This window comes from Lactobacillus sp. CA30L (assembly GCF_059900845.1).
In genome coordinates this window covers 145,662-170,919 of the sequence record NZ_JBWXGB010000001.1, presented here as the reverse complement: position 1 = coordinate 170,919, position 25,258 = coordinate 145,662, and the positions used below count along the sequence as shown (strand labels likewise).

Here is a 25,258-nt window from a genome sequence, read left to right as displayed (position 1 = left end):
ATCAGTCCGCTGTCTATCCAAAGCGAGCAGCTAACTTGCCCTGTTCAGCGCAGGGGCTACTTCTTAAATAAACGCATCATATCATCTAGCCAGCGTTCGTTGCGCTTCCCCTGCGGATTAAGTTCAAGCACACGCTTGGTCGAATCCCAGCTGTCGTCAACCCGCCTGATCACAATCTCTAGGTAATCAGCGGGTAGTTCCGCCGCAATCACTTCAGGCCATTCAATCACGACCAGGCCGGGCTCATCCAGATAGCCGCGCAGGTCAATCGAAGACAGGTCATCATCACCAAGCCGGTAAAAATCCATGTGGAAGACCGGCAGGTGTCCCTCACGATACTCGCGCACAATCGTGAAGGTGGGACTCTTGACGGGTCGTTTGATTCCCAATGCCCGGCCGATGCCCTGGGTCAGCGTAGTCTTGCCGGCTCCCAGGTCGCCGTTAAGCAGAAGCAGGTCGTGCGGCTGGGCCGTCTCAGCAATCGCCCCGCCGATTTTTTTCATTTCTAAGGGGGAATTAACGTCTAACTTCATTGTGCTGCGTCCTCCGCAAGTGCCTGGGCGGCGGTCAGTATCGCCATGTTATAGATGTCAGTAGAACTGGCACCGCGCGAGAGGTCGTTGACGGGACGCGCCAGACCCTGCAAGATTGGCCCGATAGCGGTAAAGTTGCCCAGCCGCTGCGTAATCTTATAGGCAATGTTGCCCGACTGCAATTCCGGGAAAATGAAGACGTTCGCACGTCCCGCTACTTCCGACTCCGGCGCCTTGCTGGCGGCAACGGCCGGAACGAAGGCCGCATCAAACTGCAATTCGCCGTCGGCCTTAACCTCGGGGTGAGCCTGCTTGAATAATTTGGCAGCTTCCGTCACCTTATCGACCATCGCGCCCTGGGCCGAGCCCTTGGTGGAAAAACTCAGAAAGGCCACCCGCGGCTCAATGCCAATCATGCGGGCCGTCTGCACCGACTGGTACGCAATTTCCGCAAGAGTTTGACTATCGGGTTCAAGATTGATTGCACAATCGGCAAAAATGTACTTTTCACCGCCACGCTCCATGATAAAGCCGCCCGATACGCGCCGCATTCCTTCCTGAGCATGAATCAGCTGCAGTGCCGGGCGCACCGTGGCCGCAGTTGAATGGGCAGCGCCCGAGACCATGCCGTCAGCCTGGCCCATTTTGATCATCATCGTGCCATAGTAATTGGGCTCACGCAAAATTGCCCGTACGTCCGCTTTTGCAAGGTCTTTCCCCCGGGCCTGGATAAATGCCTGCACCATTTCGTCTGGTGGGCACTGCGTGTCTAAACCAACTGCCACGTCCCCCAGCCTAAGATTGTTCCGTTTGCCCATTGCCTTGATTTGCTGCGAATCGCCCAGCAACAACGGTTTGAGAATGCCCTCTTCTGCTAGTCTGGCGGCCGCTTCTAAAACCCTGACGTCGCCCCCCTCGGGAAAAACGATTCTAAGTTTTGAACCGGACTTCTTTACTTGCTCTTTTAATAACCCAAAAACGCTCATATTGCTCCTAACTAAGCTAAATCTGTCTGATTGACATGCTCTGGCAGCTGCCAGTCAATCGGGATCTTGTTAAATTTTTTTAACGCGGCATTGCACTTGGAAAAGGGCCGGGAGCCAAAGAAGCCCCGATCGGCGGAAAAGGGGCTAGGATGAGGCGACTTGATCACAAAATTCCGCTCCTGGTCGATCAGGGGCATTTTGTTCTGGGCGTAACGTCCCCACAGAATAAAGACAACCTGGCCCCGCGCACTCAGCGCCTTGATAGCGCTATCCGTAACCCGTTCCCAGCCCTTGCCCTGATGACCGTTTGCATGGCCATACGGAACGGTCAAGACCGCGTTTAACAGCAGCACGCCCTGGTCGGCCCACTTTTTTAAATAGCCGTGATTAACGGGAATGCAGCCCACATCGTCGTACAGTTCCTGGTAGATGTTCTGCAAAGACGGCGGCAAGCTTACGCCCGGCATTACCGAAAAGCTCATGCCCGTGGCCTGCCCCGGATTGTGGTAGGGATCTTGCCCCAGGATTACTACCTTGGTTTTTGCAAAGGGCGTTAATTTAAAGGCCGTAAAAATATGATACATATCGGGAAAAATCTGCTTAGACGCATACTCATGCTTGAGAAACGCGCGTAATTCCTGGTATTCGGGACTTTTAAAGACAGGGGCTAAAACTTCATCCCAGTCGTTGCCAATAAACTTTTTCATTATTCGAACTGCCTCGCTTTCAGTAGTTTTATGGTATCATGAAATTGATTACAGGTGAAAAGAAACTGCCAGATTTAAATGCTTTTTTGACGGGCAGTATGACCTAATTTTTACTAAAAACAAAACAATCGTACCTGAAGGGAAAGGAGCTATCTTATCCTTGATTAAATTAGTAGCATGCGATTTGGATGGAACGCTGTTCAACAGCGATATAACGGTATCGGCTGCCAACGTTGCGGCCATCCGGGCAGCCCAGAAAAGCGGGATTGAATTCCTGGTAGCAACGGGCCGGGCCCCCAGACAGTCGCGCGCAATAATCAGAAGCTGCGGTCTGAAAACCGGATTTATTAACATTAACGGTGCATTGGTCTATGATACAAATGACCAGTTGCAGGTCAAGCACGCGCTCGCAAGCAAAAAGGCGCGGGCAATAGCAGCGATTCTCAAGCGGCATCACATTTACTTTGAAATCGTGACGGAGGACCACATTTATTCGCATGACATCAGCCAGCGCGTAGTCAATCTGGCGCGTTCATTGGTGGCCCTTAACCCTGACGTTCCCTTTAAAAAAGCGGTGGCCACTTCTGCTGGCAGCAACGCCATGCTCAGCATGACCCCGGTCAAGGACTACGACGAGCTGCTGCGTGATCCGCAGCTTGAAATTATGAAGATGATTGCCTTTGATGCCCGTGGTCCTGAGGCCTTTTCCACGGCTAAAAAAGAGATTGCGGCACTCGGCGGGGTAGCCGTGACCGCGAGCGCAGCGGCCAACATTGAAATCAACGACGTCCATGCGCAAAAGGGGCCGGCACTACTCGATTACGCCCGCCAAAAAGGCATCAAGAAATCAGAGATCGCGGCAATTGGCGACAACTTAAACGACGCCAGCATGATCGAAGCAGCAGGCACTGGCGTAGCGATGGCCAATGCCGTGCCCGCGATTAAGGAACTTGCCCAAGTAGAAACCAAATCTAATAATGACGACGGCGTAGCCTATATTTTGCAGAAATTTATTCGCATGAACAAAAATGAATGAGGAGGTGCTTAAATGCGCTATTTATTAGAACTAACGCAAGAACGAGAATACGGGCAGATTCCTGTGACTAATGAAAAGGGCAAGATGCAGTATATCATCCAGGGCAACTTGGACAACCCCAATCACACGCTTTACCTAAGGCAAGTGAACCAAAAAGAAATTGGGCGCCTTTATGCCGACGGCAATGGCGTGATTGCCTCATATACCATCGATGTGGTTAACCATTCCCTGGTCAAGGTCAAGCGCTTAAACAGCCCCGCCACCAACCTCTTTTACATCACGAGGCTGAACTATATCGTTACCGGCAGCATCAAAAAGGGCAGTTATAAATTTTTAGCCGGGTTCAAGAAGGTGGCCACGGTCAAGACCGACGTTAAAAAGGTCGGCGTCGTCCTCACTTGCGACATCGCGCGCCCGGAGGACGTGCCCTTTATATTGCTATGCGCAACGCTCTTCACCCAGTGGCACACCACGCCCCTGCGCCTGCCAACGTTTCCGCCGATTGGTGGCAAGTACAGCGTCCAGCTCTAATTTTTTATTGAAAAGCAAAATACACCTGAATGGTGCCGCAAAGCATCGCTCAAGGTGTATTTTGGTGCTGATGGGATTTATTACCTGATTTTACTTATTATGCCGATAATTAGATATTACCTGACGTATTTGGGCTGCGCTTTGTGCAATATCAGAAATTGTTCCCTTATTCAATGCTCCACCAATACCAAGAACCTCCGCACCAGCATCGAGCCACTCGTGTAAATTAGCAGCATTAATGGAGCCTGACTGAAGAACTGGCATCCACGGAATCGGCGTTTTTATTGTCTTAATAACTGTTGGTCCTTCAATACCGGAATATGGAAACATTTTAATGAAAGTCGCACCTGCTCGCATAGCTGTAATGGCTTCAGAAACAGTAGTACAACCTGCAGCATAAGGAATCTGATATTCATTTGCAATTTCTGCAACACCCTGATCAAAGATTGGGGAATATAGGAAGCCTGCATCATGTGAAATGGCATCCCTCGCCGTTTGTGCGTCCAAAACCGTTCCCGCACCAACGAGAACCTTGTCTCCCAGTTTTTCATGGACTAAATCAATTGCCAACGGGGCATCATTATTGGTGTAGCTAATCTCCATGACGTCAACCCCACCTTGACTAATTCCTTGTGCTACTTCCAGCACTCTTTCTTTTGGCGCTCTGACTACGGCTAATGCACAACTATCTAAAATTCTTTTTACATAATCAAATTTCCGCATTTTTACTTACCTCCCAAATTAATTTGATAATTAGCTACCATATCTTTGATTTCCTGATTAAGACCTTTACCTGGAACTGATTCAGGTTTTCTCGCATCACCAACATCAGCAATACCTGCAATCGTCACAGCGCGCTTTAAAACGACGGGTACTGGAGCTTTATGCATAACATTTCTTAGAGGGCTCAAACTTTCCTGCATTAACTTTGCCTTATTTACATCTCCCCTCTTTAAAGCCTTATAAAGAGCCACTAAATTTTGAGCTAATAAATTACTAGTACCGGCAATAGCACCAGATGCACCCCGTTCAATTGCATAAGATATTTTTGAATCGGAACCGATTAAAAAATGTAAATTATCATGTTTTTTAACCACGGTTAAATACGCATCGATAGTATCTAAGTTACCGCTACTGTCTTTTATGCCTGCAATGTTAGGTATTTCTGCGAGTTTATCCAAAACCAGCGGTGCGATATTATTCTGCGTATTACCTGGAATATTGTATAAAACGATAGGAATTTTAACATTTTCAGCAATTGCTTTATAGTAATTAAAGATATCTTCATCCCTGAGCTTAAAGAAATATGGTGTAATGACTGAAAGTGCATCTGCACCCAATTCCTCAGCTTTTTTTGATAAATAAATTGCTTCATTGGTACTGCATGCACCCGTACCAACGTAAACAGGAACGCGATGATTGACGTATTCTATTACATGCTGGGCAAATTCAATTCTTTCCTGAGTTAGAAGCATTGTAAACTCACCATTGCTTCCCAGCGGAAATATACCGTTAACACCATTACCAATCAAATAATCAATTAACTGATCAGTTGCCCTATAATTAATTACTTGCTTCTCATCGCTTTTAAAAGGCGTAACGATTGGTGTGATAATTCCATTAAACATATTTATACATTCTCTTTCAATTTTTCATTAGTAACCACAACGGCATCACTGGCTACTGCCAAAGCAGTTTGCGTTAATTTATCCAAATCATCTTCACCGCTTTGTACCTTTAAATAGACCTCAATTAACATTGGCAGGCTAAGACCAGTTATCACTTTCATTTGATATTTTCTAGTTAATGCCGTCATTGTATTTGAGGGAGTTCCACCAAAAAGATCGACAAAACATAATATTTGCTCTTCCTTTATGCTTTGTAAAACGGTTTGTGCCTGCTCAACAAAATCTTCGAATGACATACCTGGCATCAGGGAGAGGGACTCAATACTTGACGTGTCACCTGCAAGCATTCCGGCTGACTTAACTAGTTCCTTACCAAAATTGCCGTGTGTTGCAACAATAATTTTAATAGCCACTTTATTTATCCTTTAATTCCTTTAATATAAAATCGGTTGAATAAGCACAAGTTCTAAGTTCAGCTTCTTTAGTTCTAGCCGCAGTATGAGAGGTTAAGTAAAAATTAGGTTGCGCTAATAATTCATTTCCTACCTCGGGCGGTTCGGTACTAAAAACATCAAAGTAGGCACTACCAATTTGGTTGTTTTTCAGTGCATCTAGCAATGCATCTTCATTAACAATTCCACCCCTAGCGGCATTAATCAAGCAGGCATTCGGCTTCATTTTGCTCAATTCAGCGGCATCAATAGTGTTTCTGGTTTTCTCATTTAGTGGCAAGTGTAAAGTTAGAAAGTCAGATTCTTTTAGCAACTCCTCAAAGGATACCTGTTCAATTCCAAAAGCTTTCTGTGTTTCAGAATTAATATCAAAAATATCATTGACTAATACCTTCATCCCCAAACTGCTTGCTTTGCGTGCCAAGATTTTTCCAATAGCACCAAAGCCATCAATTCCTAAAGTTTTTCCTTCAATTTCAGTACCAGTAAATTTTTCCCACTTCCCTGCCTTAACTTCAGTGAAAGTGTCAAATAAGTTTTTGGCTTCAGCCAGCATAAAGGATAATACATGTTCAGCTACTGAATTTGAATTTGAACCAACGGTTCTGCCAACTTTGATTCCCCTCTTTTCGGCCTCAACTAAATCGATGTTATCTACTCCAACACCAAATTTGCAAATTGCTTTTAAATTGGGAGAAGCATCCAACAACTCCTTATTGATTTTGTCAACGCCAACAATAATTCCTTCGACATCTTGAGCTTTCTCCTTAAATTGTTCAAAGGTATACTGTTTTCCCGATTGATTATAGTCAACGGTAAACCCGGCATCCCTCATTTTTCGTATGTAAGCATTACCAACATTTGCAAAGCCACGGGGAGTAATTAAAATTTTCATAACGTTCCTTTCTAAGCCATAATTCCAACAGCCGTCAAAGCGATTGCCAGAATCATTGTTACAACTAAAATTCGAATGAATTTGGGCCCCTTCTTGTCAATGTAGAAATACATCGCCATAGTCAACATGAACGGCAACATTCCCGGGAGTATTTGATCAAAAATTTGCTGTATACTTACTCCTCCGGCCTTTAAAGCAATTGGGAACTTTACATATGATGCGGACAAACATCCAATCATGAATAATCCAACTATACTTGCAACATCTATCACGCGCTGAAGAAGACCCGACTTCAAGAGCTTCATTACGGAGTTTCTACCCAATTTGTAGCCTTGATTAATCAAAAAGTACGACCAGCCGTAACTCCAAACAAGGTAGATTATTCCCGGAACAAATGCTGCCCAAACCGCCCCTTTGAGAGCCATAGGTACAAAGATTGCAAGCGGAATAGTTGCTACAATGCCCTGATCAACGCTGTCGCCAATACCAGCCAGCGGCCCCATAAGGCCAACTTTTAAGGATTCAATCATTTCGGGTGTGACGTGTGTATTTCCTTGTGCCCGTTGCTCTTCTAAAGAAATTGTAATGCCGTGAATGATGCTGCCCCAATCACAATTGGTATTAAACATCTGCACGTGCCTCATCATTGCATTTTGATATTCATCAGGATCATCTTGGTAAACCTTTTTAAGAATATGACTCATCGAGAAACTAAACGCCAAAGCCTGCATACGATCAAAGCTAACTGGTACTTCAACTGCTAGACACCACTTTGCCCAAGCTTTAATTATGTCTAACTTGGTTATTTTTTTATTTTGTGTGACACTGTTATCCATTTTACTTCTCCTAATTCGTTTCAACATCATCGTTTTGCTTTAGAAGTGAGAAAATCAAAGCAATAGAAATTGCAAAAACAGCTCCCGTTAACATTGAAAATTTCATCGTGGCAAACATGAAGTAGCCTAAAACAAAGAACGGAATGTATTTCTTCTTACCCATAACAACAATAGTTAATGCAAATCCAAGTGCCGGTAGCATCATACCCGCATTATTTAGACCGTTCATTAGCCAAGTTGGTATCACATTAACAAATGCCTTCAGCACTGCTGGTCCAAATAGGGTTGCGACGAAGACGGGCGTGAAGTAAAGGATAAAGTTACAAGCCCAGGGAATTAAAAACTCCCACATATCAACTGAATCATAACGTTTTTCTGCGATTAATTTATCGACTCTCGTATTAAAGAATGAATTGAATGTTCTGCGTAAATTATTAATTAAAACCCCTAAAACGCTAAATGGTACCGCTAAAGCAACTGCTGCTCCCGGCTTAATACCACTTAAAATTGCTGCGGGTACAGCAATACATGTTGCGAGACTTTGGTCAGCTGGAATATTGCCACCAGCCTCAATTCCACCCATCCACATCAACTGAATGGTTGCGCCATAAAGCAACCCAGCTTGAATATCACCATAAATCAAGCCGATTAAAGTTCCCGTTACGACCGGCTTTCTCAGGGCGTAAGCAACATAGTACTCGGCCCTGCCCATTCCAAGCCAATATAATATTCCGACTAAGATAGCTTTTATAACCATTTTTTTACCTCCCTGCTATAGCTTTGCTAAAGCTTCATCTAATTCTACCGATGGATAATCTGGAGTGGTTTGAAGGTAGATATGTATTCCCTTATCTTCCATTTCCTTAAGTTTTTCCCCATCTTCCTTATTAAGGGTAATTGCATTATTAACGGCTTTCCTACCTGCACCGCCTCCTAAACCACCAATTTGTATCTCTTCTAATTTAAGACCACCAATGACAGCTTCATAAATAGAAGGAACTGTTTTAAACAATAGAAGACAGCGCTTTTTATCAAATTGACCTTCTTTTTGAGCTTTAATTGCATCTAGTACAGAAAATATATTTATTTTTACACCTGCAGGTGCTGCCATCTTGAACACCTCCTGCATAAATTCATCTTCACTTAGTGGTGTATCAATAGCATCAATTTCGTTAATATCACATTGCTTGATCCACCTCGTAATTACTTGTCCATGAATCATTCTATAATCTACTCTCGTTAATTTTACTGACATTTTCTTTTCCTCCTTAACTGCCTTAACAATATATGAATACGCTTACATATGATACATAAAAAGATACAAATTTAACGGGTATTATTTGTTCATTTGTACGAATACTATTCTTCAAGCTAAGTTTATGCTTGCACTAAAGCAAAAATAGGAGGCTACACAATGACTAATTATATTGAAACTGTTCATAGGGTTATTAATACAGAGATGAAAGCCCTAAAAGAAATCGATCATCAAGTAGATACATACCAGGAAGACTATCATAAGGTATTTGATGTTTGTCAAAAATCCACAGGAAGAATAGTCTTCATGGGAGTTGGCAAGACCGGACATATAGGTCAAAAGCTTGCAGCAACTTTTTCCAGTCTAGGAATACCGTCTTTATTCGTGCATGCTACTGAAAGCATGCACGGAGATTTAGGGATGATTACTAAAAACGATGTTGTCTTTATAATTTCAAACAGTGGTGAAACAAAGGAAACTTTGATACCGGTCAAATTTATTAAAAAAATTGGTGCAAAAACTATCGCGATGACGGGAAACAATAATTCAACTTTGGTGAATGAATGCAATTACAGTTTGTTGGTTCACGTTGATAGAGAAGCTGATAATCTTAATCTTGCACCAACTTCAAGTTCAACTGCAGAATTAGTTGTCGGGGATGCCTTAGCATGTGCGCTCTCTGAAGCTAAAGGATTTAATGAAAAAGATTTTGCAAGTTTTCATCCGGGGGGAGCATTAGGGAAAAAACTTTTTGGTAATATCAAATAAATTCAATTTAATGCAAAAAAAACCCACTCGTTCAGTGTTAAACTTACTGAATTAGTGGTATTTTTATCAAATTATTTATGGAGGAACTGTTATTGGAGCAAATAAATTAATCAATTAAACCTAAATTTTATTAAACGGACCGTAATTTCTTTCTTCATATGGCGTGGTTTGAAAGTAGAATCTAATTCCTTCCTTTTTACACTTTCTGAGCAAATCTAAATCTTTAGTGCCAAATTGCTTCTCAAGACCAGAAACTGTTAACCTACTGCTTCTGTATGGGATTTGAACGTCTAAATATTGCATACCATTTTTAACAGAAGCCAATAAGGTTTCGTATGAACTAAAAACCAAAATAATATTATATTTTTTATCTGATTGACTTAATTCATCTAGAGTATTATTTAACGAGGTATTCGAAACGATTTTTAACTCTTTACCCTCGGGAATACCTAATTTCAAAATACTGTAGTAAAAATCATTGATATGGTTATTATTGTCCACTATCAAAAAGCAGTTTATATTTAAAAACCTACTCCACGTTAAAACAATTGTTGAGTGCAGCAACCTATCATCAACTCGAACTAATTTAACTTTTAACGACATTTTCTCTACCCAATTCTTATATATTCGATGTAATCCAAAAAAGAACAAACAAAAACTTTGTTTTTGAAGTTATTACGGATATTAAAGCCAAAAACATCTTGCTCGAGTTTGGTTATCCTGTACAAAAGCGTATTCTTATGAATATACATTTTTCTTGCAGCTTGTGATAGATTAAAATCACTCTCTGACAAATTTTCCAATATATTTTTAACTTCCTTTAAGTCAATATTTTGTTGTTTTATGTTGTCAATATAATTATTAAAGGCTACATATGACAATTCAGTATTTTGCATTAAGTAAGTCAGATAATAATCCTTAAAAAACAGAATAGAGCCACTTTCGGCAGATATATAATCTTTTAACCAAAGAGCTTGGCGGTAACTTTGCTCATAATCATGAATATTATTGACCAGTGTTCCTATATAAAAGGTGGTGTGATCCAATCCCCATTCTTCAAGTTCTTTAATTATTGACGTTAGGTAATCTTCATAACCGTCAAATTGTTTATTATTAAGATGCATAAACAAGGCGATGGTATTAGAGCTTATTTCTGAATAAAAAGTTTGATTATCATTTATCTTATACTTTAGGTTAATCAGTACATCTCCATTGAATGACTTTGAGCTAAGACAAATAATAGGAATTCGAAACACATCATTCTTTAACAATACCTGTTTCATCAAATTCAGACTAACGGTAATATTGTTATTATATATAATTGATTCAATAAGTTTTTCATTGGTCGAAAGTATCCTATCTCGCTGACGTTTTTCGGCTTCAAGTTCAATCCTGGTTTTAAAAGTTTCAAAAAGAACAGAACCAACCTCATTTAGATACTCGTACACTTCTTTTGTCTTAATTACCAAATACCCGTAAAAATTATCTGAAATCTCAACTCGATATACAACAACATGCGTATTATTATCTCGTAAATTGCTTAAATTAAGATCTGAAGTATCCTCTTGACTACTGTCAATCAATTGACCCCTGGAGTCAAACAGACTGATAGAAATATTCGAATTCTTCTTAACCACTTTTTCGAAATCCTGAAAAATAGCTTTTAAATTCATGTTTTACTTCCACTATTAATTTGAGACACTTATTGGTTCCCTAATTAAATGTAATTATATTATCGGTAAAATTTACAATGACAGTATACCATATCAAAAGATTTAATTTCAGTATGACTGGTAAAAGAAATTTATATCATCGTTCTCTACTTCTGCATGATGGACATGACTGATATGAATGATTATCGCCCAGTAAGGGTTTATTAACTACAAATGGTACCTACACTGGTTCAGAGCAGCTACATTTTTTCACCTAATTCACTGTCACCAAAATTTTTCATGCAAAAAGCCGCAGCGTGATTGCCTCATATACCATCGATGTGGTTAACCATTCCCTGGTCAAGGTCAAGCGCTTAAACAGCCCCGCCACCAACCTCTTTTACATCACGAGGCTGAACTATATCGTTACCGGCAGCATCAAAAAGGGCAGTTATAAATTTTTAGCCGGGTTCAAGAAGGTGGCCATGGTCAAGACCGACGTTAAAAAGGTCGGCGTCGTCCTCACTTGCGACATCGCGCGCCCGGAGGACGTGCCCTTTATATTGCTATGCGCAACGCTCTTCACCCAGTGGCACACCACGCCCCTGCGCCTGCCAACGTTTCCGCCGATTGGTGGCAAGTACAGCGTCCAGCTCTAATTTTTTATTGAAAAGCAAAATACACCTGAATGGTGCCGCAAAGCATCGCTCAAGGTGTATTTTAGGTTGATAGGATAATGGATGAAAGATTATTAAGTTTTAAATATAATCGGCAGTTAGATTACACAACGTAAAAATATTCCGATCTATTTTTCCAGTTCTTCTACCAGCAAATCGACAAGCATCTTGTATCCCGCCGCCCCGAAGTGCAGGCCATCGTTAAGTTGCCCGCGGCACAGGTGCGCGAGGTCGCCCTGGTTAATCATCGCCTGATAAAGGTTGATGAATCGCAAATGATACTGCTTAGCCACCTTTTGCATTCTGGCGGTGTAAGTTGTGACCAACTCGTTAGTACGGTTGGTCTGCCGCGATTCGTCCACCGCCGGCGGTGAAACAAGGATGGCGTTCTGCGGGTAATACCGGCAAATTACGCTGGACGCAATGATGCTGTCACCGGTTAAGAGTAGTCTCATTACTATGCTCCTGACTCACAAAAATTCTCTCTACACAAAAAGCCGCAGCGAAATTGCTCGCTGCGACTTTATTATTTAACGCGGGTTAATCTTGCGGTAGGTCATGCCCTTGAAGTGCGTATTAGCGTACTTCTTAGCAAGATCGCGCGAGCGGAAGTACTGGTTGGTGACTTCGCCCGTATCAGTCAGCGCCTCGAAGAGAACCTGCTGCTTCTTGCCGTTTAGCTTTTCCATCTTTAAGGTATATGCAAAGCCCATTGCAGTTGATTTTTCATCTGCGGCACTCGCCACAATCCACTTATTGCCCCGCATCTTCTTCGTGGTTATGCGCATCATGTTCGTAAACACGTCACTGTTCTTTAGCTTCCAGGCACTAGACATCTGCCACGGGTACTTGTTGGTGCCCTTGACCTTGCCCACTTTGACCGCCTTGACGTGCTGGCCGGACCACGGGGTTTCCATACTCGACTTATGAATATTCAACGGGCTGGGCGTTATGTAGCTGGTGCTGTACCACTTGCCCCGCCACGACTTAGGAAGGGTGTACGCCTTGGCAAAGCTGTACTTGTTCTGCTTGCTTTTTTTGACCTTGGCAGCTTCAACCGACTGCGTGGCGTTAGCTGCAACACTGCCGGCTGATAGTGTTACGGCTGCAGCCGCAAGGAGCGTGATTATCTTTGCATGTTTCATAGTATGTTCTCCCGAATAAAATATTATAACTTCAATTATCAACTATTCACGGATTAAAGCAAGCATAAATTTATAAATAAATGAATAATTATATTATGCACAGGTATTGCCCTTGTCTTTTAATATTTATAAACGCAACACGCCATCAAAACTAGCATAGTTCGGGTTGTAGGTCATGTCCTTGAACTGCTGGTGACCGTACTTGTCCGCGAGTGCCTTATTCCTGAAGAACTGGAGGATAACCTTGCCGGTCCCCTGGATTGCTTCAAAGAGCACCGGCTGCTTCTTGCCGTCTAAAACCTCCGTTTTCACAGTATAGGTAAAACCTACTTTGCGTGATTTTTCATCAATCGGACTCAGGACAATCCACTTCTGTCCGCGGACCCTTTCCGTCGAGCCGCGCATAAACTGGTTAACGTACTTGCCGTTCTGCTTGAACCAGTTGCCACCCATTTGCCACAGGTACTTCTTGTTGCCCTTCATCCTGCCCACCGTAGCAATCTTTACATTCTCATTGGTCCACGGCAGCACGAAGCTGGTCCGGTGAAAGTTGACTGGGTATAGCGGCAAAACACTCATGCTGTACCATTCACCGCGCCAGGACTTTGGAAAGACGAAGGACTTGAGCCATACTTGCTCATCTTGCTGCTGGTCGCGTGCACCTGGGTAGGTTGAACAGCTATAGCGCCGGCAGCGGTGGTCAACGTGGCAGCCAGCGCAAGCACCGTCAGTAATTTTTTTTTCATAATTGCCCTCCCTTTTTGAGATCTCTTTCAATATATTATCAGTCTTTTGTATTGAAATAACAAGTTCTTTTACAGGAAAGACGCAAAAAAGCCCCTGCAGCTTGCAGGAGCTTATTCACTTTAACAGTTAAAATTTAGTCTTGGTAGTTGACCAAAGCAAGATATGAATCAGGCTTCAGGCTGGCACCACCAACGAGACCGCCGTCAATATCAGGTTTAGCCATCAATTCCTTGACGTTGCCCGGATTGACTGAGCCGCCGTACTGGATGCGGACGTTGGCAGCAGTTTCCTCGTTGTACAGGTCCTTGACCGTGTCACGGATGGTCTTGCACATTTCCTGAGCCTGGTCAGAACTGGCTGTCTTGCCCGTGCCGATGGCCCAAATTGGCTCGTAGGCAATCACGGTCTTGGCAACCTGGTCGCTTGACAATCCTGCCAAAGCAGCCTTGATTTGACCAACAACCCACTCTTCCTGCTTGTTGGCTTCACGCGTTTCCAACGATTCGCCGCAGCAGATAATTGGCGTCACGCCATTAGCAAAGAGCGCCTTGGCCTTTTTGTTAATGTCTTCATCCGTTTCATGGAAGTAGCCCCGGCGCTCGGAGTGTCCGATGATGCAGTAGTTGATGCCCATTTCCTTTAATACCTTAGGTGAGGTTTCTCCGGTGAAGGCACCCTCATCCTCGAAGTAGGCATTTTCTGCTCCAACCAGCAAGTCTGAACCAGCAGCAGCCTTCTTTAAGGCATCAAGGTCGACAGCTGGCGCACAGATTAATGATTCAACCTTGCTTGAACTTGGCAGCTTGTCCTTGACCGCAGCAACAAATTCACTTGTCTGCGCAGGGTTCATGTTCAGCTTCCAGTTTCCAGCAATAATAGGTGTACGCATAATGATTAACGTCCTTTCTTAGAACTTACTTATCTGAAATGCAGGCAATTCCTGGTAATTCCTTGCCTTCGAGGTATTGCAAGGAAGCACCGCCACCGGTTGAGATGTGGGTAATCTTCGGGGCAATGCCCAATTGCTTGGCCGCAGCAGTGGAGTCACCACCACCGATGATGGTGGTAGCATCAGTTAGATTAGCCAGTGCCTTGCCCACTTCCAAAGTACCCTCGGCAAAGTTGGACATTTCAAAGGCCCCCATCGGTCCGTTCCAAACAACCGTCTTGGCGTCCTTCAGGATTTCCTTGAACTTCTCGACGGTCTTAGGACCAATGTCCAGACCCATCATGTTTTCCGGAATATCATCACCAACTACCTTGCGGGCAGCATCGTTTGAAAATTCGGTTGCGGCTAGATTATCAACCGGAAGCACGATCTTCCCGTCAGCATCCTTGAGCAATTTTTTGGCCAAGTCAACCTTGTCGGGTTCAAACAATGATTTGCCAATCTCATGACCCTGAGCAGCTAAGAAGGTGTATGCCATGCCCCCACCAATCAGGATGTGGTCCGACTTAGGAATCAGGTTGGTGATGACGTCAATCTTGTCGGAAACCTTGGCGCCGCCCAGGATGGTAACAAAGGGGTGAACCGGGTTGGCAACGGCGTCGCCCAAGAACTTGATTTCCTTTTCCATCAGGTAGCCAGCCGCTGCGGGCTTATTCGCCTTCTTCATCGCCTCGGCAATGCCAACGTTAGAGGCGTGGCTTCTGTGCGCGGTCCCGAAGGCATCGTTAACGTACATGTCGCCTAAACCTGCCCAGTATGCGCCCAAGGTTGGGTCGTTCTTGCTCTCGCGCTTGCCGAAGTCGTTGTCGATGTCCTGGAAACGGGTGTTTTCAAGGACGATAACGTCACCGTCCTGCATCTTATCAATCGCGTCTTCAACTTCCTGGCCCTCATTTTCAGGAACGAAAGTTACGGGCTTCTTGAGCAGTTCGCCCAGGCGCTTTGCAACCGGCGCAAGGGTCAATTCCTGCTTGTCGGCGTCGGACTTAACGCGGCCCAAGTGGCTGAGCAAGATTGCCTTGCCGCCGTTTTCAATAATGTACTTGATGGTTGGCAGTGCTGCAACGATTCTGTTGTCGTCGCCAATCACGCCTTCCTTGATCGGCACGTTGAAGTCGACCCGCACCAGAACTTTTTTACCCTCGACGTCAAGGTCTGAAACAATTAATTTAGCCATCTATATCCTCCGATAACTCAATTATTTTCTCTTCAGAAAAAGGCGGAAGGAAGAATTTCCCCTCCGCCTTCTCTTTTACTGCTTAATAATTAATTTTATTAAATTAAAGAGTAGCAAATTTCAACAAAGTACGAACCATTTGGCAAGTGAATGAGTATTCATTGTCGTACCAAGCAACAGTCTTAACCAATTGGTTGTCGCCGGCAGTGGTTACCATCGTTTGAGTTGGGTCAAAGATTGAGCCAGCAGTCATACCAACAACGTCGCTTGAAACGATTTCGTCGTCAACATAAGCGTATGAAGGACTCTCGTACTTCTTCATTGCTGAGTTAACTTCGTCAGCAGTAACCTTCTTGTCAAGGATTGAAACCAATTCAGTCAATGAACCGTCAGTAACAGGAACACGTTGTGCGTGACCGTTAACCTTACCGTTCAATTCTGGAACAACCAGACCAATGGCCTTAGCAGCACCAGTTGAGTGAGGAATAATGTTAACAGCGGCTGCACGAGCGGCACGCAGGTTACCACCGCGAACAGGTCCATCCAAAAGCATTTGGGTTGAAGTGTAGGCGTGAACAGTAGTCATAGTAGCTACCTTGATGCCAAATTCTTTTTGCAGAGCGTTAACCATTGGAGCCAATGAGTTAGTCGTACATGAACCAGCTGAAACAATCTTGTCGCTTGCGTCCAAAGTACTGTCGTTTACGCCGTAAACGATGGTCTTCAGGTCGTTGCCGGCAGGAGCTGAAATGAGGACCCTCTTGGCACCTGCGTCAAGGTGAGCTTGTGACTTAGCCTTGCTGGTGTAGAAGCCAGTACATTCAAGAACAAAGTCAACGCCGTCTTCCTTAACCCACGGAATGTTTTGTGCTTGTGGTTCAGCGTATACACGGTACTTCTTGCCGTCAACAACGATTGAATCGTCTGTAGCTGAAACTTCGTGGTCAAAAGTGCCATGAGTTGAGTCGTACTTGAGCAGGTGAGCGAGCATTGCTGGGGTAGTCAAGTCGTTAATTGCAACAACTTCGATATCCTTTGACTTTTCGCCCAAATCCATGATCCGACGGAATGCTAAACGACCGATACGGCCAAAGCCGTTAATACCAATTTTAACTGTCATTTTCTAAAGTCCTCCTTAAGAACTATTTTAGAACTGTAAACATCAATTATTTTAAATGGGCCTTAAATCCCCTTTAAAATCTTCTTTGAGGCACCCTCATCAGTAATTAACCAGGTTTGATGAGGGGCATTAGGCATATAGGCCTTAATCGCTTTGGCCTTGCGGCCGCCGCAAGCAAAGGCAAATATGTGGGGTATTTTGTTGAGATTCTCGAACTGCAGGCCAACTTGATGCACGCGGTCGACAATCTTGCCATTGCCATCGAAAAAACACCCAAAACATTCGGTGACAACCTTCTTCTCGCGCAGTTCGGAGAGCCGAATTGAGTCGTACCCCCGTCGCCGCGCCATGTCGTGTGCCAGGCCAATGCCATGAATGACGACATCCGTCTTAGAGATGTCCTCAAGCACGTCCGCAAACGCGGATTCACGGATAAGCGACTTGTAAGCCGCCGAAGAAACCTGCTCGGGCAAATACAGTGTCTTATACTTGCCCCCAGTCTCCAGCGCCATTTCCTGGACAATCGTGTTGCTTTGGATCGCAACATTTTCACCCAGGGCACCGCGTCCCGGCACAAATTCTAGCTGCCGATTTTTACCTAAATTTTTAGACAAGTTCCGCGCAGACCTGGCTAGGGCCGCCCCACCGAGCACCGTGATGATCGAGTGCCCCAGGGGCAAAAGCAGGTCGAGGGCCGCATTCAGCTCCTCGCCCATGCGCTCGTACACAATCTCCTGCAGGTCGCTATCACCGGGAACAATAATCGTTCGTTCAATGCCCAGCTTATGCGCCAGGTCAATTTCACTTTGACGAGCGTTGAACAAGCGGTCAATGAGCGGTGCTGCGCTCTGCAAAATCTTCTTGCCCTTTTCCGTCATGAACATGCCAAAACTCTTGATTTCAATCAAGCCTAAATCACGGAGATAATCCGTTTCCGTTCGCACGTTTCGTTCAGAAAGTCCCAGGGACTGCGCAATGCTTCTGCGCCCAACGGGTGCGCGAAGCGAAATTTGCTCAAGGACAAGGTATCTTTGCCGAAAAACTTTTAAGATATCAGGAACGAGAGCTTCAAGCACCGGAAATTCCGAGTTCATAATTTCGCTCCTTCCGCTGGGACATTTGTGACCCATCTTTTGTCATTTTATGTCCCGGTAGGTCTAAAAATATAAGAGAAACGTAGAATTACAACTAGTAAATCTTCATCCCTCAATCGACACCTCTAGTATAACAACCCGCCCCAAAATATTCAAGCAAAAAGAGGGCAATTTGATTTTTGCCTTTGTGCCTTTACGCTGGCACGCCATCTTGCTCTTTTTGAAAAAAACAATTCCACTTTGCGCTTTTTTCTGTTATACTATTTATCGTATTGATTTGGGTCCTTAGTGTAATGGATCGCACGTAAGATTCCGGTTCTTAAAATCTGAGTTCGACTCTCAGGGGACCCATCAAGTATTTCACGTTAAAAAGAGTGGTCAGGTGCTGCGCGCACCCGGCCACTCTTTTGTTTTCCGCAAATTTTCTATGACTTTTTACTATTCGTCAGCGTCTTCTTCCAGCAGCGCAGCCAGCTCACTTCGGTAGCCTGCAGCTCGCTTTGCTGACGCCTTTTTCACAGTCGGGGCAAGCAGGTAGGCAAATACCGCTCTCATGGCCGTCTTCTTATTCGGTGCCTGCTGCCAGGCAATCGAATATTTGCCGTCCAGGACCTCAGCGGTAACTTCTTCGCCCCGGTTCGCCGGCAGGCAGTGCATGAACTTCACATTAGGATTGCCTGTTTTCTCAAGCATGGCCACATCTACCCTATATTTAGGGTAAAAGATTTTCATGTACTCTTTTTTGGACAGCTGCTGGTCATATAGACCGTACCAGACATCTGTATAAACGAAGTCAGCGCCTTCAAGCGCACCCTCATCCTCCGTCAGCGTGATTGACCCGCCACTTGCAGCCGCAATTTTCTTGGCCTGGCTGAGCTTGTCTGCGGGCATCCATTTTTCTTGGGGACCATACTGGACAAACTGCATCCCCATAATGGCACACAGCATCATTATCGACACGGCAATCTGGGTCGCATCGCCCACAAACACCAGCTTGATCTGATCTAATTCTTTTCCAGCCGGCATGTGTTCCATAATCGTAATCAGATCGCCCACGGCCTGCAGCGGGTGGTCCCGGTCGCATAAGAAATTGACGACGGGCGCCGCCGATGCTTCTGCTAACGCGACAACCTCCTCGTGCGTGTCTGCACGAATGCCAATGATGTCAACCAAATCGCCCAATACACGACCCGTGTCGGTTAAATTCTCGTGGCCGCTTTTTCCCAGTTGGATTTGCCCCGGTGCCAGGTACAGGGCGTGGCCGCCCAGCTCCGTCATTGCCGTTTCCGCCGAGGTCCGCGTTCTGGTCGAGGTCTGTTCAAAAATCATACCCAGACTCCGGTTTTTTAAAAGCGGCGGGTAATAGCCGTGTCCGATGGCCTCCTTGATCTTTAGGCCCAATTGGGCCAAGTGCAGCATTTCTTCTCGTGAAAAATCAGCAGTATTGATAAAATCGCGCTTATGCATAAACATTCTCCTTATTGTTGATTATTTCTTTAACTGCCCTAATGTTACATGATTCCGTATATTTTTTGTAGTCTTGCATACCTTTTATAGAAAGTCTTAAACATTGCACGGCAATTAAATAAAAGGCGGCCCGCAATCAAAGCCGCCGCTCGTTTATGATGAAGAAATGCCGCCAAGTTTTACGTGGTCCTGCCGACCGTCAATTCGCCGCGCTGGGCAAATTCAACGTAGAGTCTGCCACCCGCAACCGACAGCCCCTCGATTTCGCGCCGCACGTTCAACGGGTAGGTGGCTCGGCAGGTTCCGTCTCGAGCCACCTTGAAGATGTAGTCGTTGAAGGCAATGTAGAACTGGTTGTGGCGCGGATCGTAGGTGAAGCCCTGGACCGGCGAATGGTTGCTGATGAAGTCGCTGTTCGTGGCGCCCACTTCAACCGGCGTCCAGGTGTCGCCTGTCCTTGTCACCTTCCAGTATTCGTAGCGGTGGTGACTGCCGTTATGAAACAGGCAGTACATGGTGTGCCCATCGGCAAACGTTGCGTTGTGGATGTAGCGCCCCGTCAGCTTCTTTTTGGTCTTGTTCCAGATCCTAAAGCTCCAGATTTGGTTAACAGACAGGTCTGATTTGCGAATCTGCAGGATTTCCTCAGACCTTGTAGCGTTTTTATAGGCGTTGTCATTGGCAAGGACGTAAATATACTTGCCCGCTGCACTGATTGACTGCCCGTGCCCCAATTTAATGTAGGGACTGACCTTGATGTGGGCGGCGTATTTTTTAAACGTCCTCCACTTCAGGCCGGGAAGATTCTGCGCCTTGTACTTCTTGATCCGCTTCAAGTCGTAAGAAACCAAGTGGCCCTTTTTGTCACGGCTTGAATTGAACACCGCAACGGTAAAAGTGGAGTGGCGAACCGTGATGCCTTGCGGAATGATGCCCACTTGCCCCATTCGATCCGCTGCCTTGTGGTAGTCAAGGCTAACGAACCGGGGCTGAAAGAGCTTGGTCTTCAGGGTCAGGCCGCCCGCGTAAAACGTGTTCGGCCGGGTTTCAAAGGTAAAATGGTGCTTGGCATTCCAATTGCGCGACGTGGACTTCGAGCTCCCCTTCCACGTGGGGACGGGAAAAGGGCCCCAAATAGGCTTCTTGCGGGCGCGAGCAATGCCTTCCTTAACATTGTCGCGAACCGTCACGGCGACGCTCGCCCGGGCCTTGCCGTAGCGGTAATCAACAATCGTCCTGCCGGGCATGCCGGAGTTAATGTCCGAGTGCGAGACCCGCACCCGCGATACGTCGACGGCGGTGCCGCTTGCGTTGGCAACGTAATTAATTGCATCCCGCGTATTGAAGAAGTAATCGGCATTCTGCACGAGGCTGACCTTCTTGGCAACTGCTATGCGGTTGCGCACAAAGAAGTTCTGGTTAACCCAGCCCACGGGACGCCCGTCCACGATTATTTTCCAAAACTTGCCCTTTTTGGTTTTACGCCACTGTTTAGACTGAATCTGTGCGTGTTTAAAATACTTCGTTGAGGTAAACCTGCCCGTCGGCCCCTTCTTTTTAACGTGGTGGTAAATGGCATAATTGCCCGTGCCGGCAATCTTGGTCACGGCCTTATGATAGCTTTTTGCATATGCGCAAGTAGTGCTGCCAGCAAAAAATAAGCCGATTACGGTTGCAGCCCCCACAATCAGCAGCTTGCTTCTCAATCTTCTCCCCATTAATCCGTTTCCTTTCAATATTCGTATATATTATTTTTGCACTAAGAGCAAATAGAAGCAATGGAAAGTTGGTGCTTGATACACCTTTAAGCAAAAATCTAGCACAAAAAAAGCAGCCCCGTGCTTGAAGCTGCCTTAATTCATGTATAAATTTTTTACTTAATCTTGCCCGCAGTCAGCTCGCCGCGTTGAGCAAATTCAACGTAGAGCTTGCTGCCTGAAGTCGACAGGCCCTCGATCTCACGCTTAACGTGCAGGCGGTGGGTCTTCTTGTATGTGCCGTCTTGAGCGACCTTGAAGATGTAGTCGTTGAAGCCGATGTAGAAGTTGCCGTGACTTTGGTCGTACGTGAAGCCCTGAACCGGTGAATGGTTGCTAATGAAGTTGCCCCTCGTGGCACCAACTTCAACCGGCGTCCAGGTGTCGCCTGACCTTGTGACCTTCCAGTATTCGTAGTAACCGTTGCCGCCGTTGTGGAACAGGCAGTACATGGTGTTGTCGCCGGCGAACGTTGCGTTATGAATGTAGCGGTTGGTGTGGCCGGACGACGTGCCGTTCCAGATCCTGAAGCTCCAAATCTGGTTGATCTTCATGTCGGACTTGCGGATCTGCAGAATTTCTTCGGACTGACTGGAGTTGCTGGACGTATTGTTGTTGGCAATGACGTAGATGTAGCTGCCCGACGAACCGATAGCCTGGCCGTGACCCAGCTTGATGTACGGGCTGACCTTGATGTGCGAAGCATAACGCTTGAACGTCGACCAGTTGAGGTCTGCCAGGTTCTGCGCCCTAAACTTGTTAATGTGGTTCAGGTCGTACGACACCAAGTGGCCATTCTGGCTGCTGCTGGATGTGAATTCCGCAACCGTGAAGTTGGAACCATGAACGGTAATGCCTTCTGGGATGGGGCCAACCTGGCCCATCTGGTCGCCTGCCTGGTGGTAGCCTAAACTGACGAAGCGCGGCTGGAACAGCTTGGTCTTCAAGGTCAAGCCATTTGCGCGAAAGGCGTTTGCCCTGGTCTCAGCGGTATAATTGTGGGCCGCGTTCCAGTTGCGGGATGATGACTTCGAGCTGCCCTTCCAGGTGGCAACGGCCTTGGGACCGTTTTTAGGCGTAATGCCAGCGTGCGCAATGCCCTCGTTCTTATCTCCGCGAACGGTGACGCTAACGCTTGCTTTGGCCTTGCCGTAACTGTAGTCAACCTTCGTTTCGCCCGGCGTGCCCGAGTTAATGCTTGACTTAGACACGCTAACCTTATTTGGACTGACGGCGGTACCGCTTCCGTCGGTCACGTAGTTGATGGCATCCTTGGTCCTGAACGAAAAGTCCGGATTTTGCACCAGGCTAACCTTCTTGGCAACCGAAATCTGGTTGCGCGCAAAGAAGTTCTGGTTAACCCAACCAACGGTGCGGCCGTCAACGATAATCTTCCAGAACTTGCCCCGCTTAGTTACAACCGAATTTTTCGATTGAATCTGAGCGTGCTTGAAATACTTAGTTGACGTAAATTTGCCGGATGGTCCCTGCTTGGAAACGTGCCGGTAGACGGCAAAGTTCTTCGTACCCGCAATCTTCGTGACCGCCTTGCGGTAGCTTTGGGCATTTGTCACAGAATTATTGCATCCCACGAATAGGCTCGCTGCGATTACCGTACCGGCAATCAATAACTTAGACTTGACTCCTTTTTTCATTTCACTTTTCCTCTTTTTCTCTTTTTGTTTCATATATTAATTATTTTGGCACTATTATGCTGGTGAATCAATAGTTATTTTGTACGTAAGTCATAAAATTTGCAGATAAAATAGTATTGCATCCTTGTTTGGTATATAATTAGGCGGTTATTATTTTTATTTTGGGAGAACAGATTATATGATCGAATCACAGAAACAAACAAAAAAGATGGTGTGGACCACTCTAGCATTAATGGCCTTCTCCACTGTCTGGGGCTTTGGCAATGTCGTCAACGGCTTCGTGTACTTCAACGGGACACAGGTTGTCTTCAGCTGGATACTTATCTTCCTGCTATTCTTCATCCCGTATTCACTCATGGTCGGTGAACTTGGTTCCGTATTCAAGGAGTCCAACGGCGGCGTTTCCTCGTGGGTAAATGCCACAATGGGACCCAAGTGGGCCTATTACACCGGATGGACCTATTGGGCCGTGCACGTTGTCTATATTTCAAGCAAGGGTACCGGTGGGTTAAGGGGCATGTCCTGGGGCATCTTCGGCAATACCAACTGGTACGACAGCATTCCTACTTCCTGGACGCAACTGGCAACCCTGGTCGTCTTTCTTTTCTTCTGCTGGCTCGCAAGCCGCGGCGTTTCCGTCATCAAGACGCTGTCAACAATCGCCGGCTCATCAATGTTTATCATGTCGCTTTTGTTCATTATCATGATGTTTGCCGCACCGGCGATTAATCCACACGCCAGCTTCATGAACATTGGCTGGCACTGGAAAAACTTCGTGCCCAACTTCAACATGCAGTACTTTACTTCCCTGTCCATTCTGGTCTTCGCCGTCGGCGGCGCGGAAAAGATTTCGCCTTACGTCAACAAGCTGAAGGATCCTGCCCGCAACTTCCCGAAGGCAATGCTCGGATTGTCGGCAATGGTCATGGTATCGGCCATCTTAGGCACCATCGCCCTCGCAATGATGTTCGATACCAAGGCGGTTAACAACAACCTCAACGAATATATTTCTAATGGTCCTTACATGGCCTTCAACCGGCTGGGCGAATACTACGGCCTGGGCGGACTGTTCATGTATATCTATGCCTGGTGCAACGTTATCGGCCAATTTTCAACGCTTGTGCTCAGCATCGACGCACCGCTGAGAATGCTTCTCGGCAGCAAGGAAGCCAAGGATTACATCCCCAAGAAGCTCCTGAAGGTCAACAAGCACGGGGCCTACATTAACGGCATCTGGATGATCGTAGTTCTTTCCGGCGGCCTGATCGTACTGCAGGCCCTGCTGCCCGATGCTCAGGCGGTTATGGCCCAATTAATCAAGCTCAATTCGATTGTGATGCCGCTGCGCTACCTGTGGGTGTTTGCTGCTTACATTGCACTGCGCAAGCAAAACGCTAAGTTCCACACCCCTGGTAACTACCAGATGACCAAACACCAGGGGCTGGCATACGTCGCAGGCATCTGGTGCTTTGCCATCAACCTCGCCTGCTGCGTGCTCGGCATCTATTCGTCAGATCCGTTCACGCTGGCACTGAATATCATCACCCCAATCGTGCTGGTTATGCTGGGCCTTATCCTGCCAGCCATTAAGCACCGCCAGGACGCCAAGCTCAATTCATAATACCGTTTAAAAAATATTTAAGCCGCCTTGCAAAGGGCGGTTTTTTTGTGTGCAATAATGCTAAACTATAGTTAAACAAACAAAGGAGATGACACCGTGGCAGATTATCTTAATGAAGCAGAAGGCATGCTGCGCACTCACCATCTGAAAGTCACAAAACCGCGACTGAAGATTCTTTCTTACCTGATGACACACCACAATCACCCCACCGCTGCGACTATCCTTGAAGCAATCAGTGACGGGGAACGCCAGCCGACATACCGCGCAACCGTTTATAACACGCTTAACAAGCTGGTTGAAGCCGGTGTGGTGGTTGAAATCAAGAATGGCGATGAATCCCTGCACTACGACTACTTTGTCAAGCCTCACTTTCACATTATCTGTACTAGTTGTGGCAAGATTGCGGATGTCTTCTACCCCGACTTTAGTGCGGTTGAAGCGCGCATGCGCATGGAGGCCGAAAAGCAGACCGGTTACGTCGCATCCACAAGTCACCTGGAGATTTACGGGCTCTGTCCCGATTGCCAGAAAAAAAGCGCAGAGCAAAAAAACAAGAGCTGAGAAGCTCTT

General features: G+C 45.9%; 27 protein-coding genes and 1 pseudogene. 6 read left to right on the top strand and 22 right to left on the bottom strand.

Features of this window, described 5'->3' with window-relative positions; translation table 11 throughout:
- Window positions 1-56 precede the first annotated feature (56 nt).
- The 3 genes from tsaE to AC2JF8_RS00845 are packed head-to-tail and all read right to left on the bottom strand — an operon-like array spanning window position 57 to window position 2,226.
- A complete protein-coding gene (gene tsaE / locus AC2JF8_RS00855; protein WP_500760310.1) occupies window positions 57-533 on the bottom strand; it encodes a tRNA (adenosine(37)-N6)-threonylcarbamoyltransferase complex ATPase subunit type 1 TsaE in 477 nt (158 codons plus the stop codon).
- Window positions 530-1,519, bottom strand: coding sequence for a phosphate acetyltransferase (gene pta / locus AC2JF8_RS00850; protein ID WP_500760308.1), 990 nt, complete (start codon window positions 1,517-1,519; stop codon window positions 530-532). Before pta ends, tsaE begins: the two co-directional genes overlap by 4 nt.
- An 11-nt stretch (window positions 1,520-1,530) precedes the next feature.
- Window positions 1,531-2,226, bottom strand: a complete 696-nt coding sequence (locus AC2JF8_RS00845) for a uracil-DNA glycosylase (protein ID WP_500760306.1) — start codon at window positions 2,224-2,226, stop codon at window positions 1,531-1,533.
- 160 nt (window positions 2,227-2,386) lie between these two features.
- Here AC2JF8_RS00845 and AC2JF8_RS00840 point away from each other — a divergent pair, with 160 nt between their 5' ends.
- A complete protein-coding gene (locus AC2JF8_RS00840) occupies window positions 2,387-3,262 on the top strand; it encodes a Cof-type HAD-IIB family hydrolase (protein WP_500760303.1) in 876 nt (291 codons plus the stop codon).
- A gap of 12 nt (window positions 3,263-3,274) precedes the next feature.
- A complete protein-coding gene (locus AC2JF8_RS00835; protein ID WP_500760300.1) occupies window positions 3,275-3,793 on the top strand; it encodes an LURP-one-related/scramblase family protein in 519 nt (172 codons plus the stop codon).
- 90 nt (window positions 3,794-3,883) lie between these two features.
- Here AC2JF8_RS00835 and AC2JF8_RS00830 read toward each other — a convergent pair whose 3' ends face one another.
- Genes AC2JF8_RS00830 through AC2JF8_RS00800 form a run of 7 tightly spaced genes read right to left on the bottom strand, consistent with a single transcriptional unit; the run spans window position 3,884 to window position 8,859 of the window.
- On the bottom strand, window positions 3,884-4,516 hold the full coding sequence (locus AC2JF8_RS00830) for a beta/alpha barrel domain-containing protein (RefSeq protein WP_500760297.1): 633 nt from the start codon (window positions 4,514-4,516) through the stop codon (window positions 3,884-3,886).
- Window positions 4,517-4,518: 2 nt separating this feature from the next.
- The gene (locus AC2JF8_RS00825) at window positions 4,519-5,421 is read right to left on the bottom strand and encodes a dihydrodipicolinate synthase family protein (protein WP_500760295.1); all 903 of its coding nucleotides are present in this window, start codon (window positions 5,419-5,421) and stop codon (window positions 4,519-4,521) included.
- A gap of 2 nt (window positions 5,422-5,423) precedes the next feature.
- Window positions 5,424-5,834: a PTS sugar transporter subunit IIA gene (locus AC2JF8_RS00820; RefSeq protein ID WP_500760293.1), complete on the bottom strand. Its 411-nt coding sequence runs from the start codon at window positions 5,832-5,834 to the stop codon at window positions 5,424-5,426.
- A 1-nt stretch (window position 5,835) separates the two neighbouring features.
- Window positions 5,836-6,768, bottom strand: coding sequence for a phosphoglycerate dehydrogenase (locus AC2JF8_RS00815; protein WP_500760290.1), 933 nt, complete (start codon window positions 6,766-6,768; stop codon window positions 5,836-5,838).
- A gap of 11 nt (window positions 6,769-6,779) precedes the next feature.
- Window positions 6,780-7,604 carry a PTS system mannose/fructose/sorbose family transporter subunit IID gene (locus AC2JF8_RS00810; RefSeq protein WP_500760288.1) on the bottom strand — a complete coding sequence of 275 codons (825 nt, stop codon included), beginning with the start codon at window positions 7,602-7,604 and terminating at the stop codon, window positions 6,780-6,782.
- A gap of 10 nt (window positions 7,605-7,614) precedes the next feature.
- Window positions 7,615-8,361: a PTS mannose/fructose/sorbose/N-acetylgalactosamine transporter subunit IIC gene (locus tag AC2JF8_RS00805; protein ID WP_500760285.1), complete on the bottom strand. Its 747-nt coding sequence runs from the start codon at window positions 8,359-8,361 to the stop codon at window positions 7,615-7,617.
- Window positions 8,362-8,376: 15 nt separating this feature from the next.
- Window positions 8,377-8,859: a PTS sugar transporter subunit IIB gene (locus AC2JF8_RS00800; protein ID WP_500760282.1), complete on the bottom strand. Its 483-nt coding sequence runs from the start codon at window positions 8,857-8,859 to the stop codon at window positions 8,377-8,379.
- Window positions 8,860-9,018: 159 nt separating this feature from the next.
- Here AC2JF8_RS00800 and AC2JF8_RS00795 point away from each other — a divergent pair, with 159 nt between their 5' ends.
- Window positions 9,019-9,627 carry a KpsF/GutQ family sugar-phosphate isomerase gene (locus AC2JF8_RS00795; protein ID WP_500760281.1) on the top strand — a complete coding sequence of 203 codons (609 nt, stop codon included), beginning with the start codon at window positions 9,019-9,021 and terminating at the stop codon, window positions 9,625-9,627.
- Window positions 9,628-9,747: 120 nt separating this feature from the next.
- Here AC2JF8_RS00795 and AC2JF8_RS00790 read toward each other — a convergent pair whose 3' ends face one another.
- Together AC2JF8_RS00790 and AC2JF8_RS00785 are read right to left on the bottom strand one after the other, a co-directional pair.
- On the bottom strand, window positions 9,748-10,230 hold the full coding sequence (locus AC2JF8_RS00790) for a PTS sugar transporter subunit IIB (protein ID WP_500760278.1): 483 nt from the start codon (window positions 10,228-10,230) through the stop codon (window positions 9,748-9,750).
- A gap of 5 nt (window positions 10,231-10,235) precedes the next feature.
- Window positions 10,236-11,300, bottom strand: coding sequence for a PucR family transcriptional regulator (locus AC2JF8_RS00785; protein ID WP_500760275.1), 1,065 nt, complete (start codon window positions 11,298-11,300; stop codon window positions 10,236-10,238).
- Window positions 11,301-11,596: 296 nt separating this feature from the next.
- On the opposite strand from AC2JF8_RS00785, the pseudogene AC2JF8_RS00780 reads away from it, so the two are divergent.
- A pseudogene (locus AC2JF8_RS00780) lies at window positions 11,597-11,938 on the top strand (hypothetical protein); the annotation flags it as partial.
- Between the two features lie 146 nt (window positions 11,939-12,084).
- On the opposite strand, the gene AC2JF8_RS00775 reads toward AC2JF8_RS00780, so the two are convergent.
- The 10 genes from AC2JF8_RS00775 to AC2JF8_RS00730 form a co-directional block, all read right to left on the bottom strand.
- Window positions 12,085-12,411 carry an SGNH/GDSL hydrolase family protein gene (locus tag AC2JF8_RS00775; protein WP_500760272.1) on the bottom strand — a complete coding sequence of 109 codons (327 nt, stop codon included), beginning with the start codon at window positions 12,409-12,411 and terminating at the stop codon, window positions 12,085-12,087.
- A 75-nt stretch (window positions 12,412-12,486) separates the two neighbouring features.
- Window positions 12,487-13,101, bottom strand: coding sequence for a hypothetical protein (locus AC2JF8_RS00770; protein ID WP_500729351.1), 615 nt, complete (start codon window positions 13,099-13,101; stop codon window positions 12,487-12,489).
- Window positions 13,102-13,227: 126 nt separating this feature from the next.
- Window positions 13,228-13,878: a hypothetical protein gene (locus AC2JF8_RS00765; RefSeq protein ID WP_500760270.1), complete on the bottom strand. Its 651-nt coding sequence runs from the start codon at window positions 13,876-13,878 to the stop codon at window positions 13,228-13,230.
- Window positions 13,879-13,981: 103 nt separating this feature from the next.
- Window positions 13,982-14,737, bottom strand: coding sequence for a triose-phosphate isomerase (gene tpiA, locus AC2JF8_RS00760; protein ID WP_500729349.1), 756 nt, complete (start codon window positions 14,735-14,737; stop codon window positions 13,982-13,984).
- A gap of 25 nt (window positions 14,738-14,762) precedes the next feature.
- Window positions 14,763-15,974 carry a phosphoglycerate kinase gene (locus tag AC2JF8_RS00755; protein ID WP_500760267.1) on the bottom strand — a complete coding sequence of 404 codons (1,212 nt, stop codon included), beginning with the start codon at window positions 15,972-15,974 and terminating at the stop codon, window positions 14,763-14,765.
- A 103-nt stretch (window positions 15,975-16,077) separates the two neighbouring features.
- Entirely contained in the window at window positions 16,078-17,094 is a 1,017-nt protein-coding gene (gene gap, locus AC2JF8_RS00750; protein WP_500729347.1) for a type I glyceraldehyde-3-phosphate dehydrogenase, read from the bottom strand.
- A gap of 62 nt (window positions 17,095-17,156) precedes the next feature.
- A complete protein-coding gene (locus tag AC2JF8_RS00745; protein ID WP_500729346.1) occupies window positions 17,157-18,188 on the bottom strand; it encodes a sugar-binding transcriptional regulator in 1,032 nt (343 codons plus the stop codon).
- A gap of 438 nt (window positions 18,189-18,626) precedes the next feature.
- Window positions 18,627-19,655, bottom strand: a complete 1,029-nt coding sequence (gene argF / locus AC2JF8_RS00740) for an ornithine carbamoyltransferase (RefSeq protein ID WP_500760265.1) — start codon at window positions 19,653-19,655, stop codon at window positions 18,627-18,629.
- Window positions 19,656-19,834: 179 nt separating this feature from the next.
- The gene (locus AC2JF8_RS00735) at window positions 19,835-21,373 is read right to left on the bottom strand and encodes an SH3-like domain-containing protein (RefSeq protein WP_500760262.1); all 1,539 of its coding nucleotides are present in this window, start codon (window positions 21,371-21,373) and stop codon (window positions 19,835-19,837) included.
- A gap of 155 nt (window positions 21,374-21,528) precedes the next feature.
- Window positions 21,529-23,067, bottom strand: coding sequence for an LBA0864 family S-layer associated protein (locus AC2JF8_RS00730; RefSeq protein ID WP_500760259.1), 1,539 nt, complete (start codon window positions 23,065-23,067; stop codon window positions 21,529-21,531).
- Window positions 23,068-23,245: 178 nt separating this feature from the next.
- Between AC2JF8_RS00730 and AC2JF8_RS00725 the strand changes: the two genes are divergently transcribed.
- Window positions 23,246-24,688, top strand: a complete 1,443-nt coding sequence (locus AC2JF8_RS00725; RefSeq protein WP_500760256.1) for an APC family permease — start codon at window positions 23,246-23,248, stop codon at window positions 24,686-24,688.
- A 126-nt stretch (window positions 24,689-24,814) separates the two neighbouring features.
- Entirely contained in the window at window positions 24,815-25,249 is a 435-nt protein-coding gene (locus tag AC2JF8_RS00720) for a Fur family transcriptional regulator (protein WP_500760839.1), read from the top strand.
- Window positions 25,250-25,258: the final 9 nt, after the last annotated feature.

Coding starts and splice junctions, on each gene's coding strand:
- AC2JF8_RS00735 (WP_500760262.1), bottom strand. CDS start 21,373: ATGGGGAGAAGATTGAGAAGCAAGCTGCTGATTGTGGGGGCTGCAACC.
- AC2JF8_RS00810 (WP_500760288.1), bottom strand. CDS start 7,604: ATGGATAACAGTGTCACACAAAATAAAAAAATAACCAAGTTAGACATA.
- AC2JF8_RS00825 (WP_500760295.1), bottom strand. CDS start 5,421: ATGTTTAATGGAATTATCACACCAATCGTTACGCCTTTTAAAAGCGAT.
- AC2JF8_RS00770 (WP_500729351.1), bottom strand. CDS start 13,101: ATGAAACATGCAAAGATAATCACGCTCCTTGCGGCTGCAGCCGTAACA.
- AC2JF8_RS00790 (WP_500760278.1), bottom strand. CDS start 10,230: ATGTCGTTAAAAGTTAAATTAGTTCGAGTTGATGATAGGTTGCTGCAC.
- AC2JF8_RS00800 (WP_500760282.1), bottom strand. CDS start 8,859: ATGTCAGTAAAATTAACGAGAGTAGATTATAGAATGATTCATGGACAA.
- AC2JF8_RS00805 (WP_500760285.1), bottom strand. CDS start 8,361: ATGGTTATAAAAGCTATCTTAGTCGGAATATTATATTGGCTTGGAATG.
- AC2JF8_RS00815 (WP_500760290.1), bottom strand. CDS start 6,768: ATGAAAATTTTAATTACTCCCCGTGGCTTTGCAAATGTTGGTAATGCT.
- AC2JF8_RS00835 (WP_500760300.1), top strand. CDS start 3,275: ATGCGCTATTTATTAGAACTAACGCAAGAACGAGAATACGGGCAGATT.
- pta (WP_500760308.1), bottom strand. CDS start 1,519: ATGAGCGTTTTTGGGTTATTAAAAGAGCAAGTAAAGAAGTCCGGTTCA.
- AC2JF8_RS00745 (WP_500729346.1), bottom strand. CDS start 18,188: ATGAACTCGGAATTTCCGGTGCTTGAAGCTCTCGTTCCTGATATCTTA.
- AC2JF8_RS00785 (WP_500760275.1), bottom strand. CDS start 11,300: ATGAATTTAAAAGCTATTTTTCAGGATTTCGAAAAAGTGGTTAAGAAG.
- AC2JF8_RS00845 (WP_500760306.1), bottom strand. CDS start 2,226: ATGAAAAAGTTTATTGGCAACGACTGGGATGAAGTTTTAGCCCCTGTC.
- tpiA (WP_500729349.1), bottom strand. CDS start 14,737: ATGCGTACACCTATTATTGCTGGAAACTGGAAGCTGAACATGAACCCT.
- AC2JF8_RS00755 (WP_500760267.1), bottom strand. CDS start 15,974: ATGGCTAAATTAATTGTTTCAGACCTTGACGTCGAGGGTAAAAAAGTT.
- AC2JF8_RS00720 (WP_500760839.1), top strand. CDS start 24,815: ATGCTGCGCACTCACCATCTGAAAGTCACAAAACCGCGACTGAAGATT.
- gap (WP_500729347.1), bottom strand. CDS start 17,094: ATGACAGTTAAAATTGGTATTAACGGCTTTGGCCGTATCGGTCGTTTA.
- AC2JF8_RS00795 (WP_500760281.1), top strand. CDS start 9,019: ATGACTAATTATATTGAAACTGTTCATAGGGTTATTAATACAGAGATG.
- argF (WP_500760265.1), bottom strand. CDS start 19,655: ATGCATAAGCGCGATTTTATCAATACTGCTGATTTTTCACGAGAAGAA.
- tsaE (WP_500760310.1), bottom strand. CDS start 533: ATGAAGTTAGACGTTAATTCCCCCTTAGAAATGAAAAAAATCGGCGGG.
- AC2JF8_RS00775 (WP_500760272.1), bottom strand. CDS start 12,411: ATGAGACTACTCTTAACCGGTGACAGCATCATTGCGTCCAGCGTAATT.
- AC2JF8_RS00725 (WP_500760256.1), top strand. CDS start 23,246: ATGATCGAATCACAGAAACAAACAAAAAAGATGGTGTGGACCACTCTA.
- AC2JF8_RS00730 (WP_500760259.1), bottom strand. CDS start 23,067: ATGAAAAAAGGAGTCAAGTCTAAGTTATTGATTGCCGGTACGGTAATC.
- AC2JF8_RS00830 (WP_500760297.1), bottom strand. CDS start 4,516: ATGCGGAAATTTGATTATGTAAAAAGAATTTTAGATAGTTGTGCATTA.